This is a genomic window from Pseudomonas algeriensis, assembly GCF_048847255.1.
GTDB lineage: Bacteria > Pseudomonadota > Gammaproteobacteria > Pseudomonadales > Pseudomonadaceae > Aquipseudomonas.
Genome location: NZ_JBKKRK010000003.1, coordinates 214,545 through 230,368, shown reverse-complemented (window position 1 = coordinate 230,368; position 15,824 = coordinate 214,545). Strand labels below are relative to the sequence as shown.

Below are 15,824 nucleotides of genomic sequence, written 5' to 3'. Positions count from 1 at the left end.
GAGAGCTATGGGCAGAACATTACCCCGCCAAGCGAAGCGTTGCCTATGGGAAACAGGCGGGTTCACAGGATCGGGCAAGAACTCCAGCGAAATGTTCTACCGGTCGCCCTTGCCGGTCGTTAAAACTGCACGTCACATTAAGCTCATCCGGAACGGCGCTCGCTCGCCGGGTCCATGCTCGGTGCAATCCCTAGACCCAAGAGAGGGGCTCCGAGCCCATCAAGCAATTTCAGGATTTTCATGACCGATACCTCATTGCCAAAACCACAGGGCAAACCTGCATGGGGCGCTGTGCTCGCCATGTCGTTGGCGGCCTTTGCACTCGTTGCGTCGGAATTCATGCCGGTCAGCCTGCTGACACCGGTGGCCGCAGACCTGCACATCAGCGAAGGGCAGGCTGGCCAGGGCATCGCCGTCTCCGGTGCCTTTGCGTTAGTCACCAGCCTGTTCATCGCGTCGATCGCGGCGCGCATCGAACGCAAGTGGCTGCTCTCGGCGCTGACGCTGTTGATGATCATCTCCGGAACGGTGGCGGCACTGGCGCCCAATTATCTGGTTTTCATGGTCGGGCGGGCACTGATCGGCGTTGCGATTGGCGGCTTCTGGTCGTTGTCGGCGGCAACGGCCATGCGCCTGGTGCCGCAGGATAAAGTCCCCCGGGCCCTTGCCATCGTCAACGGCGGCAATGCCTTGGCCACGGTCGTGGCCGCGCCGTTGGGCAGTTTCCTGGGAGCGATCATCGGCTGGCGTGGTGCGTTTTTCTGCATCGTGCCCGTCGCCGCGCTCGCCCTGGCATGGCTGCTGATGAGCCTGCCGTCGATGCCCATCCAGGCGAAACGGGGCGCCGCCAATCCTTTCAAGCTGATGGCCCGGGCGCCGGTTGCGTTGGGCATGCTGGCGGTCAGCACGTTCTTCATGGGCCAGTTCATGTTGTTTACCTACCTGCGGCCGTTCCTGGAGAGCGTGACGCGGGTGGACGTCTCGTTGCTTTCGCTGATGTTGCTGGCGATTGGTCTGGCGGGATTGCTCGGCACCTTCCTGATCGGTGCGCTCCTCAAAAAAGGCCTGTATCGCACGCTGATCATCATCCCGCTGCTCATGGCCGCGATCGCCCTGGCCTTGGTGGGGTTCGGCGGTTCCGCGTCCATCACAGCCTTACTGCTCGGCCTCTGGGGCCTGGTGGCCACGGCCGCGCCTGTGGGCTGGTGGACCTGGCTGGCAAGGACGTTGCCGGACGATGCCGAGGCAGGGGGTGGGTTGATGGTCGCGATCGTTCAACTCGCCATTGCCTCGGGGGCCACGGTGGGCGGCGTGCTGTTTGACTTGAGCGGTTATCGCGCGACCTTCGAGACCAGTGCCGCAGTCTTGGTCGTAGCCGCAATCCTCACCATTCTGGCAGCTCGGGCGGCGGCTCGACCATCGACACAAGCGTCGCCCACCGTGACATACAGCACGGGGCGTTGACTTGGGAACCGTTGGGCGGCTGCGGTTGGTGGCACATTGATATCTTGGTAGACTTTGGACTCGTTATCTACCGAGTTGGTTAGTTGTGTCTACTGAGAGAATTCAACCCTTGGAGCAGGCCCTTCTGGCGGTAATAGCTGCTGCGGGAAAAATGGGCATCAGTTGCGACGAGTTATGCGCCCAGGCGGTGGGCGGCCTGGTGTCCGAACAACACTGGACCTGGGCGGATGCCCAACATGCGGAGCGTGCCGCCGACGAGATCGACAATGCCATGGCGGTCCTCATTGACCGGCAAACAGGGACGCCAATCAAAAGCGGGCCCGATGCGGCATTTGAATCGAATCGACTCTGAGAACGGGCAATCCGTTGAATCCCCGTTTGTGCTTAAAGGCCCAAGCCTTCCTCGATGAACGACAGGAAAGTGTCTTCATCGAGGGTCACGGGTTCGGGCTTCTGCTGGCCGGTTGGCCGCAGATGCCAATGGGATTCGCCATGCATCCCCACTGTGCGCAGGATGCAGCGCTCCAATCCCTTCGTATGGATTTCGATGCATCCCTCGGCATCGGGGGAAAAGCGAGCGATCGGGTCGAGCAAGATGCGGCGGTGATTGCCCTCGATCACCAATTGGTCGATGGCATAGTTGTAAGTCGACCCGCTGGAATGGCTTTCAAACACATGGGTGGGGTTACGCCGGATAACCAGGCCCGCCTCACAGACCGGCGCCAGCCAGCTTTCGATCTGGCGGTACAGCTCGTACACCTGGCCAGGCCAGTGTTCAATCGCCAGGTCGGCGCAATGGTCGGTGTCGGCCGGCGCGCGTTGGGCCTGCCTCAGCTTTGCTGCGAGTTCGTCTGCCTTGCTCATGTCGATTCCCTGTCGTGGTGATGGGTTGAGCTTAGCCGAAGGGGCAGGGTGGGCGTTTGCGCTGGGTCATGGAAGCGCAATTGACGGTTAATGCTTGGCGCCTGCCCCATCGGTTCGTAGCGGCATCCTTTCACTGTTCCCCCTGGCGAATTGCTCAGGCATCTCCGGCAACGAAGCCACGTGCACGGCGCGGGACGGCATGGCGAAGCGCACGCCGATCTTGGCGAACTCGTCCATCATCCCCAGGTTGATGGCTTGCTGGATGTCCATATAGACGTTGTAGCTGGGGTCCAGCACGATGTAGACCGTTTCGAATTCCAACGTGCTTTCGCCGAAACCGCGAAAGTGCGCGCGGTCGAAGCGGGTTTTCTCCTGGGCCTTGATGATGTTTTCGACGATGACGGGCACTTGCCGAAGTTGGTCGGTCGAGCATTCCTGAGGCAGGGCGAATTCGAAGACGATGCGGCGCTCCTGCAGGCGTTTGTAGTTCTGGATGGTGGTGCTGATCATCCCCGCGTTGGCCATGACGATCTGCTCGCCGCCCAGGCTGCGGATCCGAGTGGTCTTCAGGCCGACATGTTCCACGGTGCCCGCCAGGGAACCGACCACGATGAAGTCGCCGACTTCGAAGGGTTTGTCCACGGCAATGGACAGCGAGGCGAACAGGTCGCCGAGAATGTTCTGCACGGCGAGCGCTACGGCAATGCCGCCAACGCCGAGGCTGGCAACGAATGCTGTGATGTTCACGCCCAGGTTGGAAAGCATCGCCAGCAGCACCACTGCCCACAGGAACACTTTTGCGCCCCAGAGGCTCAAGGTGGCCAAGGCGCTTTTCTGATGGATGTCGCTGTGGCTGTGGCGCGCGAAATAGTGCAGCAAGGCCAGGGCGATCGCCCGGTTTGCCCATAACCCCACCTGCAAGGCGGCGACGACGAACCAAAGGCTGCTGACCCGACCCAGCCAGCGTTCCGGCAGGTCCAGAACACCGATGCCGATCAGAATCGAGGCCAGCAATAGCAGGGTGTTGCTGGTGCTGGACAAGACCTCGACAGCAATATGGCTGACGTAGGCATCGGGCCGTTGCGCCCGGGCCCGTACGTTTTTCAACAGGAAGCCGATGCCGGCTCTGGCAACGATGAAACTCACCGTCATCACGCTGAGTGCCAGTAACCAATTGGCGATGGAAATGCCGAGCAGTTGGGTGTCGGTAAAAATGTCGAGAGAGCTTGAATCCATGGGTCGGGATCACCTGTGCCATTGCTGTTCAGGTTGTGCCCTGGCCGATTCGCGCAAGGCACGGGCCGGGCCATGAACTTTGTTAGTTCATGTGGGCCAGGGGCCGTTCAAATTTATTCTCCGGGCGCGGCGCGTGCCTTGCGCTTGGCTTGTTTTGGATCCATTGCGCCATCCATCGACTTCCTCCTAAAGGCAAATTGCCGCCCCCCAAGCGGTACGCTAAGCTCGCGATTATTGGGGGCTTTTGAGCGACTCGCTCACTGTTTTGCCCTCCCCAGGATTTCGCTTGCCTATCCCCATCCACGATCCGAACCATGCGCCTGGCGGTGCCTTGAAACGCCTGCCTTTGCTCAAGGCCGCAGTGATGTTCATCGCAGCCGTGTGCCTGTGCCTCTGCGGTTTGCTCTTCTTGCAACTGGAGCAGTCCCGTCGGCATGACCTGGAGTCGGCGCGCCTCGCTTCGGCCAACCTCACCCGGGCCATGGCCCAACAGGCCCAGGACACATTCCTGCAAGCCGACCTGGCGCTTGCCAGCCTGGCCGACTGGATTCAAAACGACGGGTTCGGTCCGTCGACACGACCGCGCCTGCACCAGACGTTTGCCCGGCGGGTGCAGTCCCTGGAGCAGTTGCATGGTCTGTTCCTGTTCGACAAGAACGGCCAGTGGATCATTACTTCTTTCGAACACCTGCACAGGGGGGCGGGGGTGGCCGATCGGGACTATTTCAAGTTCCACCAGCAGAACGCCTCGCTGATCGCCCACGTCGGCCCAGCGGTTCGAAGCCGACAGAACGGTGAATGGATCATTCCGGTTTCCCGTCGATTGAACGACCAGAAGGGCAACTTCCAGGGCGTGCTGCTGGCCGGCATCAAGATGTCCTATTTCGATCAATTCTTTAAAAGCTTCAGTCTCGACGCCAAAGGCGAAATGTCTTTGGCGCTGTCCGACGGTACGTTGCTGGCGCGTCGTCCTTTCGATGAGGGACAGATCGGTCGTCCGCTTGCCGATGAGTACGTTTACGAACACCAGCACGCAAGCATGGGCGCCGGCGATACGGTGCTCCGCCCGGCGCCCGACGGCATCGTCCGGTTATATGGGCACCGGCATCTGCAGGCTTATCCGCTGATGGTGACCGCCGCGATGTCCGAACAAGCGATCCTGGCGGGCTGGTACGACAGGGCGTTCCAGTCCAGCCTTATCGTGGCCTTGGTGGTGTTGGGCGTTTGCCTGTTTGGTTGGGTCTTCGTGCGCCAGGTGCGCAACAGCGAGCGGATCGAGGCAGACTTGCGCAAGGCCCAGGAAGCGCTGGAGCTGATCGCCACCCACGACAGCCTGACCGGCCTGGCGAATCGGCGTTTATTCGAACGTGCCCTGGACATCGAATTCGGGCGAGGCGCTCGCCAGCGCAGCCCCCTGAGCCTGATCATGCTCGACATCGATTTTTTCAAACGCTACAACGACACCTATGGGCATGTTGCGGGGGACCACTGCCTGGCCGAGGTGGCGAAGGTGCTCAAGAGTTGCTGTCATCGCAAGGCCGACCTGGCGGTGCGCTACGGCGGCGAGGAGTTCGCCGTCCTGCTGCCCGAAACCAACCTGCACGGTGCCATGGCATTGGCCGAGCAGATCCGCAGCTGTGTCATCGACAAGCACATCAGCCACTCCGCTTCCCCCTCTGGCTACCTGACGGTCAGCCTCGGCTGCTATGCCTTCGTGCCGAGCAGCCTGGACAGTACCGAAGTGTTTATCCAACGGGCGGACGCTGCGCTCTATCAGGCCAAGCACAGCGGTCGCAACTGTGTCGCGGTCCTATCCAGGGAAGGCGCGCTGGATGCGCTGGAGCGTTCCGACCGTTGAGATCCGTTGGAATCATCGGCGGCGGATAACGGTCCATTGGTCAACATGCAGGCTAGGCGTGGGCCCTTTCGTCAAATCTTGTGGGCTCATCATCTGGCTGGACGATGGCTGCTAAGGTTAAGAAAGCGCAACGGTCCGATGCGGTTCACGCCGTGACCTTTGCACGGCGAAGCCAGCGCCGAAAGGATAGGAACAGGTCAATGGATACCACTGCCGATACCCCCTCTGATGTCTCGCGTCATACGCCGATCACCCGTCGCCTGGTGGCGGCCCTTGGCGTGTTGTTTGTCCTGGGGGTTCTGGTGGCCGTCGCCGCGCTGTTCAACATCGCGCAAAAGCTGGATGCACAGGATGTGGATGAGACCCGCTTCTATATCCAGCGTGCCCTCGATAATCGCATCACAGCCACGAAAAACTACATCACCAGCTACGCCTACTGGACCACTGCCTACGAGCACCTAAGCGGCGAGGTCGATGTGCAGTGGGCCTATGCCGACCAGAACATGGGCAAGACCCTGTTCACCAACGATGAACTAGAAGGTGTGTTTGTCATTGACCGTGAGCGCACCAAATATGCCGTGGTGCGGGGCCAGCAGGTCCAGGCAGACGCGGCGGCGTTCATGAATATGCCGCTGAAGGACCTCGTGGATGAGCTCCAGGCACAACCTGACCTGACCAGGCCGATGATCCGCTACACCTTGTTCGAAGGCTGGCCGGCCGTCGTCACGGCTTCGGTGATTGTGCCCAACGACGAACGTCCCCAGGTCAACGCCAGGGAGACGTCGATCCTCCTGTTCGTCGACCAACTGACGCCGGTGAAACTGCGCAAGGTGGGCATGGGTTACGGCCTGACCGACCTGAACCTGGTGAAAGACACCACATTGGAGCCCGGCCAGCCCGCGGTGCCGTTGGACAGTACCGGCTACAGCTTGATATCGCAGCTGCAGCGGCCGGGCCAGCATTTGCTGTGGTCACTGGCTCCGCCGTTGGGAGGCGCATTGCTGATCCTGGCGTTGCTCACTGCCTATTTTTTCCGGTATGCCATGCGCACGGCTCGACAGGTGGACGCCAGCTACGACAGCCTTGAAAAATCGAAACAAGCGCTCGAGGCCAGCGAAGAACGTTTTCGCGCCGTGGCCGAGGCGGCGTCCGACTGGATATGGGAGATCGACAGCCAGCAACGCATCACCTATCTATCGGCTCGCTTTAATGTCGTCACGGGTTTTTCCGACCAGCAGTGGCTGGGCCAGGAGATCGAGCAGTTGCTGTTCTGCGACACCCTGCCCATTGCTTCCTGGCTGGGCAACCTGGTCGAAGAACAGAACGCCAGCAACCTGCGCTGCTCTTACCGCGATCATTCCGGGCAATTGCGATTCTGTCGGGTCTCGGCGCGACCGATCCAGGACAAGGCAACCGTGACGGGCTATCGCGGCACGGCCAGCGACATCACCGATGAGGTGGCCGCCCACGCTCAAGTCCAGCATCTGTCGCTGCATGATGCGCTGACCGGACTGCCGAATCGCAACAAGTTGGCGCGACACCTGGACGACGCGTTGATCGCCAAGGAGCATTCCGCGCCGTTGGCCCTGCTGATGGTGGACCTGGACAACTTCAAGCCGATCAACGATTCCCTGGGCCATGCGGCGGGCGATGCTGTGTTGCTGGAAGTCGCCCAGCGCCTGCGCGACAGCACGCGTGAGCAGGACCTGGTGGCGCGCCTGGGAGGGGATGAGTTCGTGATAGTGCTCAGTGGCGTGGAGCACTCCACTGAAATCGACCGATTCTGTACGCGGCTCATCGACAGCCTGCAGCAACCGATCCACTACGAGTCCCATTCCCTGCACATTGGTGCGAGCATCGGCGTTGCCGTGAGCCGACGCCAAGGCTACGTACCAGGCGAGTTGATCCGCTGCGCCGACATAGCCCTGTACCAGGCCAAGTCCGAGGGTAAAAAGACCTGGTGCTATTTCGCCTCGCACATGAACGATCAGATCCAGCATCGTCGTCAGTTGGAAAACGACCTGCGCCAAGCGGTGAAGAACAACGAATTCATCCTGCATTTCCAGCCTCGCTACACGGTCGACGGCCAGGAGATCGTCGCGGTGGAATCGCTGGTGCGCTGGCAACATCCAACCCAGGGTCTGTTGAGCCCCGATGCCTTCATTCCGCTGGCCGAGCAAACCGACCTGATCGTCCCGCTGTCGCGCTGGGTACTGCGCGAGGCGTGCGAAACCGCGCTCACCTGGCCGGGATCGCTGATGGTTTCGGTCAACCTGTCACCGGCGCAATTCGAACGCAGCGATGTGGTCGAGGATGTCCGCCAGGTATTGATCGAAACCCACTTCCCGGCGAGTCGCCTGGAGCTCGAGATCACCGAAAACGTCATGCTGAACGACGTGGATGGCGCGCTCCAGGTGATGAATGCGCTCAAGGAATTGGGGGTGCGCTTGAACATGGACGATTTTGGTACTGGCTACTCATCCCTCGGCTACCTGCGAACCTACCCGTTCGACGGCATCAAGATCGACAAGCGCTTTATTGCCTCGATGAGCAACAGCAGCAACGACCGCGCCGTGGTCCAGGCGATTATCAACCTGGGCAAGGCGATGGGCTTGACCGTCACGGCGGAGGGCGTGGAGACCCTGGCCCAATTGGGTTCATTGGGCACCGATGAATGCCACGAAGTGCAGGGCTATTTCCTTAGCCGGCCAATCGACAAGCAGGCATTTGCTGCCTTGCTTGAAAGCAGCCAGTCCGTGTCAAGAACCGGTTCCTGAGCAACGGTTGCAACCCCCAGGGCCTGTCGCCGGTCACAACTATGTCTTGGCATTCAGGAATTATTCGCCCATGAAGAACCTGCGGATCGCGACATTCAACATCAACGGCATTCGGGCGCGGTTGCCTAACCTGCTGGAATGGCTGGAGCGGGAAAAACCCGATATTGCCTGCCTGCAAGAGCTCAAGGCTGCGGACAAGGACTTTCCCGCCGCCGAGTTGGAGTCGGTGGGATATGGATCGATCTGGCATGGCCAGGCTTCATGGAACGGTGTGGCGATCCTGGCCCGTGATGCGCAACCCCTGGAGAGTAGACGCGGGCTGCCAGGAGGAGAGGAAGACAGTCACAGTCGTTATCTGGAGGCGGCGGTGCATGGAGTGCTGGTGGGCTGCCTCTATTTGCCCAATGGCAATCCCCAGCCCGGTCCGAAGTTCGACTACAAGCTGGCATGGTTCGAGCGCCTGATCGACTATGCGCAGGCACTCCAGGCGAGTGATCATCCGGTGGTGTTGGCTGGGGACTACAACGTGGTGCCAACCGACATGGATATCTACAACCCACGCTCCTGGCTCAAGGACGCGTTGTTGCAGCCCGAAAGCCGGGAGTGCTACCAACGACTGCTGGACCAGGGGTGGACGGACTCCCTGCGTCACCTCTACCCAGAAGAGCGGATCTATACGTTCTGGGACTATTTTCGCCAGCATTGGCAAAAGAACTCCGGGCTGCGCATCGATCACCTGCTGCTCAACCCCGTGGCCAGTGCATACCTGAGCGACGCGGGCGTGGATGCCTGGGTCAGGAACCAGGAGCATCCCAGTGACCATGCGCCTACATGGATTCGCTTGTCTTCGCGCAAGCGACGCTGAAGGGGCGAGCGGATCAGACATTCGTGGGATTTGTCCGTAGGAAGGAAATGCCTTATACCTGCCCAATCGCAGCGCGCTAACCCAAAGCCCTGCCTTGACAGGAAAGGACATCCCCATGAGCCAACCTCGACTGAGCGACACCGGTCGCTATCTACGACGCCTGGGCTTCGACACGGCGCCGCCTCCAACGCTGGAAACGCTGCGTCAGCTTCAAGGGCGCCATACGGCCGAGTTTCCCTTCGAAACCCTCTCGACACTGTTGCGCCAGCCGGTCGCCATCGACCTTGAATCCGTCGAGCGGAAGGTTTTCGAACAGGGCCGTGGCGGTTATTGCTATGAACTCAACCAGTTGTTCCTGGCGCTGTTGCAAACCCTGGGCTTTGATGCCCAGGGCATCACTGGACGCGTTGTGATGAACGCCGCCGAGGGCGCCTGGACAGCGCGCACCCATCGCTTGAGCGTGGTGACGCTCAGTGGCGTGCGCTATATCACCGACGTCGGTTTCGGCGGTATGGTGCCCACCGCGCCGCTTTTGCTGGATAGCCGCGATATCCAGCACACGCCCCATGAGCCGTATCGCATCGACGTCAACCCGGATGGCTACCTGCTGCGCGCCCAGGTCGGCGATGAATGGCGCCCGATGTACCTTTTCGACCTGCAACGCCAGGAGGAAATCGACTATACCGTGGGCAATTGGTACGTCTGCTCCCATCCCGAATCACCGTTCATGGGAAGGCTGATGGTCGCCCGTACCGGTGAGGGACTCCGTAGGACGCTCAACGGCAACAGCTATGCCGTGCACCGGATCGGGCACGAAAGTGAACGACGCACCATCAACGACGCGGATGAGCTGATCACGTTGCTGGAAAATGAATTCAGTCTCACGGTGCCGCCCCGGGAACTGCTGCGACCCGCAATCGAAGGGCTGTTGGTGTGATGCCTTGAGCGTTTTGGTTTAGCAATTGCATTCCCTGTCAGCGACGGATGCGCAACAAGTTGTATACAACTCTATGGACATTTGTCCTGACTTTTGAATACAGTGTGCGCATAACAAAAAACAGGGAACCCCCGAACCATGAAAACGCCCCATGTTTCACTCCCACGGCCCGAGGACGAAAACCTCGGGGTCGGCGCGAATATGGCTTACGGCCTGCAACATGTCCTGACCATGTACGGTGGCATCGTCGCGGTGCCGTTGATCATCGGCCAGGCGGCCGGGTTGTCCCCGGCCGACATCGGTCTGCTGATCGCGGCTTCGTTGTTTGCAGGGGGGCTGGCGACGTTGTTGCAGACCCTGGGCCTGCCGTTTTTTGGTTGCCAACTGCCGCTGGTCCAAGGCGTTTCGTTCTCCGGCGTCGCAACCATGGTTGCAATTGTCGGCACCGGTGGGGAGGGCGGCTTCCAGGCCATCCTCGGCGCGGTGATTGCCGCCTCCTTGATCGGCCTGCTTATCACGCCGGTGTTTTCCCGCATCACGCGTTTTTTCCCACCTCTGGTGACCGGCATCGTCATCACCACCATTGGCCTGACGTTGATGCCGGTGGCGGCACGCTGGGCAATGGGCGGCAACAGCCATGCGCCGGATTTTGGCAGCATGGCCAACATTGGCCTGGCCGCGGTGACCCTGGTATTGGTACTGGTGCTGAGCAAGATGGGCAGCGCGACGATTTCGCGGTTATCGATCCTGCTGGCGATGGTCATCGGTACGGTTATCGCGGTGTTCCTCGGCATGGCCGATTTTTCGTCAGTGGGTGAGGGGCCAATGTTCGGCTTCCCGACACCTTTTCACTTCGGCATGCCGACCTTTCATATCGCCGCGATTCTGTCGATGTGCATCGTGATCATGGTGACGCTGGTGGAAACCTCGGCCGATATCCTGGCAGTGGGCGAGATTATCGACACCAAGGTCGATTCCCGGCGTCTGGGCAACGGCCTGCGAGCAGATATGTTGTCGAGCATGATCGCGCCGATCTTCGGATCGTTCACCCAGAGCGCCTTTGCCCAGAACGTCGGCCTGGTGGCAGTGACTGGAATCAAGAGTCGTTTCGTGGTGGCGACAGGGGGTGTGTTCCTGGTGGTGCTTGGGCTGTTGCCCTTCATGGGCCGGGTAATCGCCGCCGTGCCGACCTCCGTGCTCGGAGGCGCTGGTATCGTGTTGTTCGGTACCGTTGCCGCCAGCGGAATCCGGACGCTGTCGAAGGTCGATTACCGCAACAACGTCAACCTGATCATTGTCGCCACGTCCATTGGCTTCGGCATGATTCCCATCGCCGCACCGAACTTCTACGATCATTTCCCGAGCTGGTTCGCGACGATCTTTCACTCCGGCATCAGCTCATCGGCCATCATGGCCATCATGTTGAACCTGGCCTTCAACCACTTCACCACCGGCAACTCCGATCAACAATCGGTATTCGCCGCCGGCACCGAGCGGGTGCTGCGTTATCAGGACCTGGCGGCGCTACGGGAGGGTGACTATTTCAGCGACGGCAAGTTGCACGACTGCGACGGTAACGAAATCCCCGTCGTAGCCGCACCTGAGCATCCCACTGGGGATCATGGCCCGGTGCGATTGAAAAGCGGTGAGCACGTCTAGCCTTGGCGAAACCCCAGCCCAACAAAAAGCAGCCTGTGATGATCAATCACAGGCTGCTTTTTTTGTTTCGCTTTAGAGGGGCCGTTTACCAGCGCCCGTAGTGCCCACGTGGCGGACCGTAGTAATAGCCCCTCGGTGGCCCGTAATACACCGGGGCCGGGCGATAATAGATCGGCTGCTCGATATACACCGGCTGTGGCTGGTAGTAGACCGGTGGAGGTTGCTGCACGTAGACCGGCTGTGGCTGAACGTAGACGGGCTGTTGTACGTAAACCGGCCGGTCTCGGTTGATGAGCGCGGAGCCGACAATGGCAGAGCCGACGATGGCGCCGAACACTGCGGGCCCCTCCCAACCACCGCGACCATGGGCGGATGCCTGGCCGGTGACCGCGAGTGCCCCCACGAGCAGGGCGATGATAGGGAGTTTGCGTTTCATGGCGTTTCCTCGTTCCGACCCCGGCGCCTGTGGCCTGCTACAGACCCGAATAAGGGCGCGGGGATACTTGCTATGACAGCGATTTTCCCAGGATTTGCGGCGCTGTTGGGTAAAGGTTGTGTAAGGTCTGCGACAGATTTTTTTTACGAACACCGAGTCGGTTCGCTGCGCACGGTGTCTGATCATCGATGAACCGGTCGGGACGACACTCCCGTCCATCCGAAAGTGGCTTGAAGGAGACGCACATGCAGATGAACCCCAACAAAGACACCCAGCTATGCATGTCGCTATCGGGGCGCCCGGGCAATTTCGGCCTGCGTTTTCACAATCACCTGTATGAGCAGTTGGGGCTCAACTTCTACTACAAGGCGTTCACCAGCCAGGACCTGGCCGGGGCCGTGGGCGGTATCCGTGCCTTGGGTATCCGCGGGTGCGGTGTGTCGATGCCATTCAAGGAGGCCTGCATTGCCTTGGTCGATGAGCTGGATCCTTCCGCCGCTGCCATCCAGTCGATCAACACCATCGTCAATACCAATGGTCATTTGAAGGCCTACAACACGGACTACATCGCCATCGCGCAACTGTTGCAAAGCCATGCCGTGCCCAAGGAGTCAACGTTTGCCTTGCGCGGCAGCGGTGGCATGGCCAAGGCAGTCGCCAGCGCCTTGCGCGACGGCGGCTATACAAACGGCTTGATCGTTGCCCGCAACGAAACCACCGGCCGCGCGCTGGCCGACACGCTGGGTTACGAATGGCAAGCCGAGTTGGGTGACCGACGGCCGCAGATGCTCATCAACGTCACGCCGATCGGCATGACCGGCGGGGCGGAAGCGGACCTGTTGGCATTCGAGCCCGCCGCCATCGCTGCCGCCGACACTGTGTTCGATGTCGTGGCGATTCCATCGGAAACGCCGTTGATCGTGCATGCCAGAGCGGAAGGCAAACGGGTGATCACTGGCCTTGAGGTCATTGCGATCCAGGCGTTGGAGCAGTTTGTCCTGTACACCGGCGTTCGGCCCAACCTGGAACAATTCGACAAGGCCGTGGCGTTTGCCCGAGCGGTGTAGGCCCTGTCATTCCAATCGTGCCAGCCGTTCTTCCAGCGCCGCGATTCGCGCTTCTAGCTCTTCGATACGCTCCAGCGATACGCCGCCGGCCGCGCTGCGTTCGGTCGGCTGGTGACGCGCGGCGAGGATCGCCTCGATGTCTGCCGGGTCGCCCATGGCATGCATGTAACGGTCTTCCCGTTGGCCGGCCTGGCGCGGCACCAGCAACGCCAGGCCACGAGCGATCAAGCGCTCCAGCTGATGCACCACCTGCTCGGTGTCCTCGAAATCATGCATACGGCCGCTGCGGGTCAGCAGCTCATTGACGGTTTGCGGGCCGCGCAGGAACAGCAATCCCATCAGGATCACCTGGGCCGGCACCAGTTCCAGCGCCTTGTCGACCCGGTGCTCCCAGCGGTCGGCGCGACTGCCCATCACCAACCGGGTGAAACCACGTCCTTCCAGGGCTCGCAGGCTTTGGCCGACTGGCCCCGGGTTGAGGTTCATCACCGGTTCGCGGCTGGTTTTCTGGTTGCAAGCCAACACCAGCGCGTTGAGGGTGAGGGGGTAAGTCTCGGGATTGGTGGCCTGCTTTTCGATCAGGGCGCCAAGAATGCGGATTTCCGTGCTGTTGAGCCGCGGTTCTTCGGCCGGGCTTTGTTCTTCGATGCTCATCGCGCGTTCCCTATGCTGTGGAAGCCGCCTAGCCTAATCCTTGCGCAATAAAAGACAAGGTGCGCAACAAGCCGTGGCTATAATCGCCCACGTTTGATTCGTTTCCTTCCATTACTCCATGAGATCGCCATGACTATTTCCCTGTACGCTGCCTCCGTCCCGGTTTTCAAGCAAATGCTCAATGCCCTGAGCGATGTTTTGAACAAGGCCGAGGCCCACGCCACCTCCAAGAACATCGATCCGAACGCGCTCTTGCAAGCGCGCCTGTTCCCGGACATGTTCCCGTTGGTACGCCAGGTGCAGATTGCCGTGGACTTCGCCAAGGGCGTGTCCGCGCGCCTGGCCGAGATCGAAGTGCCGAAGTATGACGACAGCGAGACCACCTTCGCTGATCTGCAGGCATTGATCGCCAAGGTGCTGGCTTTCATCGATGGCATCAATGCCCAGCAGATCGACGGCAAGGAAGGCATCGAAATCGTGACCCGTCCGGGCACGCCGAAGGAAAAACGCTTCACTGGCCAGAATTATCTGCTGACCTACGGCTTGCCGCAGTTCTTCTTCCACGTGACCACCGCATATGCATTGTTGCGTCACAATGGCGTGGAAGTAGGCAAGCGCGATTACATGGGCGCGTTCTAACTCCCGCAGGCATGAAAAAGCCCGGGGCGGTGGAGCCGTCCCGGGCTTTTTATGGCTGGCTGTCAGGCCACCAAGCGTTTACGCCGCGCCCCGCGCCCGCTCTTCTTCACCCAGGCAAGCCGCCGCCGTGAACAAGACATCGGTGGACGAATTCAACGCCGTTTCAGCCGAATCCTGCAGCACGCCGATGATGAACCCTACGGCGACCACCTGCATGGCGATTTCGCTGGGAATGCCAAACAGGCTGCACGCCAGGGGAATCAACAACAGCGACCCGCCCGCGACCCCGGAAGCACCGCAAGCGCAGACGGCGGCAACGACACTGAGCAGCACGGCGGTGGGGATATCCACCACGATACCCAGGGTATGCACGGCGGCCAGTGTCAGGACCGTGATGGTAATGGCGGCGCCCGCCATGTTGATGGTCGCACCCAGTGGGATCGAAACCGAGTACGTATCCTCATGCAGGCCGAGGCGTCTGCTCAGCTCCAGGTTCACAGGGATGTTCGCCGCGGAGCTGCGGGTGAAGAACGCGGTGATGCCGCTTTCACGCAGGCAGGTAAACACCAGCGGGTAAGGGTTGCGACGCAGTTTCCAGAACACGATGAGTGGGTTGACCACCAGCGCCACGAACAGCATGCAACCGATCAGTACGATCAGCAGATGCAGGTAGCCGAGCAGGGCGCTGAAGCCAGAAGTGGCGAGCGTCGAGGCCACCAGCCCGAAAATCCCCAGCGGGGCGAAGCGGATGACCAGGCGCACGATCACGGTCACGCCGTTGGACAGGTCTTCGAGCACAGTGCGCGTGGTTTGGCCGGCATGGCGAATGGCGATGCCCATGCCGATGGCCCAGGCCAGGATGCCGATGAAGTTTCCGGTCATCAATGCACGGACCGGGTTGTCAACGACGCTCAACGCCAGGCTTTGCAGCACTTCGCTGATGCCACCCGGTGCGGTGACCGCAACGTCCTGGGTGCTCAGCACAAGGCTGGAGGGAAACAGCGTGCTGGCGATGACCGCGACCACCGCGGCCGCGAAAGTACCCAACAGATAAAGGAACAGGATCGGCCGGATATGGGTCTCCTGGCCGTGCTTATGGTTGGCGATCGAGGCCATGACCAGCACGAACACCAGGATCGGTGCCACCGCCTTGAGCGCGGACACAAAAACCTTGCCGATGAATTCAGTGGATTTCGCCAGGTCCGGCGCCAGCCATGCCAGGACAATACCGGCGATCAGGCCAATAATGATCTGCGTGACCAGGCCAGTGCTTTTGAGGCGGTGCAATGGAGAAGGGGAGACAGCTGTCATAACGGTATCTCTGATTTTTTTATGTGTAACGGTCAGCCGAACGGGGCTATAAGCCGG

14 protein-coding genes are annotated in these 15,824 nt (G+C 60.5%); 9 read left to right on the top strand and 5 right to left on the bottom strand.

The window, feature by feature from the left end; translation table 11 throughout:
* Positions 1–240: 240 nt before the first annotated feature.
* Together ACLK1G_RS06350 and ACLK1G_RS06345 are read left to right on the top strand one after the other, a co-directional pair.
* Complete coding sequence (locus ACLK1G_RS06350) at positions 241–1,464, top strand: MFS transporter (protein ID WP_420764653.1); 1,224 nt, start codon at positions 241–243, stop codon at positions 1,462–1,464.
* A gap of 109 nt (positions 1,465–1,573) precedes the next feature.
* Positions 1,574–1,816, top strand: coding sequence for a hypothetical protein (locus ACLK1G_RS06345; RefSeq protein WP_420764652.1), 243 nt, complete (start codon positions 1,574–1,576; stop codon positions 1,814–1,816).
* A 32-nt stretch (positions 1,817–1,848) separates the two neighbouring features.
* Here the strand turns inward: ACLK1G_RS06345 and ACLK1G_RS06340 are convergent, their stop codons facing one another.
* Both ACLK1G_RS06340 and ACLK1G_RS06335 read right to left on the bottom strand, forming a co-directional pair.
* Positions 1,849–2,328: a hypothetical protein gene (locus tag ACLK1G_RS06340; RefSeq protein ID WP_420764651.1), complete on the bottom strand. Its 480-nt coding sequence runs from the start codon at positions 2,326–2,328 to the stop codon at positions 1,849–1,851.
* A gap of 87 nt (positions 2,329–2,415) precedes the next feature.
* The gene (locus ACLK1G_RS06335) at positions 2,416–3,564 is read right to left on the bottom strand and encodes a mechanosensitive ion channel family protein (RefSeq protein ID WP_420764650.1); all 1,149 of its coding nucleotides are present in this window, start codon (positions 3,562–3,564) and stop codon (positions 2,416–2,418) included.
* A gap of 286 nt (positions 3,565–3,850) precedes the next feature.
* Between ACLK1G_RS06335 and ACLK1G_RS06330 the strand changes: the two genes are divergently transcribed.
* The 5 genes from ACLK1G_RS06330 to ACLK1G_RS06310 all read left to right on the top strand — a co-directional run bounded on the left by ACLK1G_RS06330 (position 3,851) and on the right by ACLK1G_RS06310 (position 11,660).
* Positions 3,851–5,422 carry a sensor domain-containing diguanylate cyclase gene (locus ACLK1G_RS06330; protein ID WP_420764649.1) on the top strand — a complete coding sequence of 524 codons (1,572 nt, stop codon included), beginning with the start codon at positions 3,851–3,853 and terminating at the stop codon, positions 5,420–5,422.
* 200 nt (positions 5,423–5,622) lie between these two features.
* Entirely contained in the window at positions 5,623–8,199 is a 2,577-nt protein-coding gene (locus ACLK1G_RS06325) for a bifunctional diguanylate cyclase/phosphodiesterase (protein WP_420764648.1), read from the top strand.
* 70 nt (positions 8,200–8,269) lie between these two features.
* On the top strand, positions 8,270–9,064 hold the full coding sequence (xth, locus tag ACLK1G_RS06320; protein ID WP_420764647.1) for an exodeoxyribonuclease III: 795 nt from the start codon (positions 8,270–8,272) through the stop codon (positions 9,062–9,064).
* 115 nt (positions 9,065–9,179) lie between these two features.
* A complete protein-coding gene (locus ACLK1G_RS06315) occupies positions 9,180–10,001 on the top strand; it encodes an arylamine N-acetyltransferase family protein (RefSeq protein ID WP_420764646.1) in 822 nt (273 codons plus the stop codon).
* Between the two features lie 138 nt (positions 10,002–10,139).
* Positions 10,140–11,660 (top strand): nucleobase:cation symporter-2 family protein, encoded by a 1,521-nt coding sequence (locus tag ACLK1G_RS06310; protein WP_420764645.1) that lies wholly within the window; start codon positions 10,140–10,142, stop codon positions 11,658–11,660.
* Positions 11,661–11,745: 85 nt separating this feature from the next.
* On the opposite strand, the gene ACLK1G_RS06305 is transcribed toward ACLK1G_RS06310, so the two are convergent.
* Positions 11,746–12,096, bottom strand: coding sequence for a hypothetical protein (locus ACLK1G_RS06305; protein ID WP_039589121.1), 351 nt, complete (start codon positions 12,094–12,096; stop codon positions 11,746–11,748).
* A gap of 245 nt (positions 12,097–12,341) precedes the next feature.
* Here ACLK1G_RS06305 and ACLK1G_RS06300 point away from each other — a divergent pair, with 245 nt between their 5' ends.
* Positions 12,342–13,163 (top strand): shikimate 5-dehydrogenase, encoded by an 822-nt coding sequence (locus tag ACLK1G_RS06300; protein WP_420764644.1) that lies wholly within the window; start codon positions 12,342–12,344, stop codon positions 13,161–13,163.
* Positions 13,164–13,169: 6 nt separating this feature from the next.
* Here ACLK1G_RS06300 and ACLK1G_RS06295 read toward each other — a convergent pair whose 3' ends face one another.
* Positions 13,170–13,817 (bottom strand): YceH family protein, encoded by a 648-nt coding sequence (locus ACLK1G_RS06295; RefSeq protein ID WP_420764643.1) that lies wholly within the window; start codon positions 13,815–13,817, stop codon positions 13,170–13,172.
* Between the two features lie 129 nt (positions 13,818–13,946).
* Here ACLK1G_RS06295 and ACLK1G_RS06290 point away from each other — a divergent pair, with 129 nt between their 5' ends.
* A complete protein-coding gene (locus ACLK1G_RS06290) occupies positions 13,947–14,456 on the top strand; it encodes a DUF1993 domain-containing protein (protein WP_420764642.1) in 510 nt (169 codons plus the stop codon).
* 78 nt (positions 14,457–14,534) lie between these two features.
* Here the strand turns inward: ACLK1G_RS06290 and sstT are convergent, their stop codons facing one another.
* Positions 14,535–15,767, bottom strand: a complete 1,233-nt coding sequence (sstT, locus tag ACLK1G_RS06285) for a serine/threonine transporter SstT (protein WP_420764641.1) — start codon at positions 15,765–15,767, stop codon at positions 14,535–14,537.
* Positions 15,768–15,824 lie beyond the last annotated feature (57 nt).

Excerpts from the sequence above, each read along its gene's own strand:
- ACLK1G_RS06350 (WP_420764653.1), top strand. The coding sequence starts at position 241 with ATGACCGATACCTCATTGCCAAAACCACAGGGCAAACCTGCATGGGGC.
- ACLK1G_RS06340 (WP_420764651.1), bottom strand. The coding sequence starts at position 2,328 with ATGAGCAAGGCAGACGAACTCGCAGCAAAGCTGAGGCAGGCCCAACGC.
- ACLK1G_RS06335 (WP_420764650.1), bottom strand. The coding sequence starts at position 3,564 with ATGGATTCAAGCTCTCTCGACATTTTTACCGACACCCAACTGCTCGGC.
- ACLK1G_RS06325 (WP_420764648.1), top strand. The coding sequence starts at position 5,623 with ATGGATACCACTGCCGATACCCCCTCTGATGTCTCGCGTCATACGCCG.
- xth (WP_420764647.1), top strand. The coding sequence starts at position 8,270 with ATGAAGAACCTGCGGATCGCGACATTCAACATCAACGGCATTCGGGCG.
- ACLK1G_RS06315 (WP_420764646.1), top strand. The coding sequence starts at position 9,180 with ATGAGCCAACCTCGACTGAGCGACACCGGTCGCTATCTACGACGCCTG.
- ACLK1G_RS06310 (WP_420764645.1), top strand. The coding sequence starts at position 10,140 with ATGAAAACGCCCCATGTTTCACTCCCACGGCCCGAGGACGAAAACCTC.
- ACLK1G_RS06305 (WP_039589121.1), bottom strand. The coding sequence starts at position 12,096 with ATGAAACGCAAACTCCCTATCATCGCCCTGCTCGTGGGGGCACTCGCG.
- ACLK1G_RS06300 (WP_420764644.1), top strand. The coding sequence starts at position 12,342 with ATGCAGATGAACCCCAACAAAGACACCCAGCTATGCATGTCGCTATCG.
- ACLK1G_RS06295 (WP_420764643.1), bottom strand. The coding sequence starts at position 13,817 with ATGAGCATCGAAGAACAAAGCCCGGCCGAAGAACCGCGGCTCAACAGC.
- ACLK1G_RS06290 (WP_420764642.1), top strand. The coding sequence starts at position 13,947 with ATGACTATTTCCCTGTACGCTGCCTCCGTCCCGGTTTTCAAGCAAATG.
- sstT (WP_420764641.1), bottom strand. The coding sequence starts at position 15,767 with ATGACAGCTGTCTCCCCTTCTCCATTGCACCGCCTCAAAAGCACTGGC.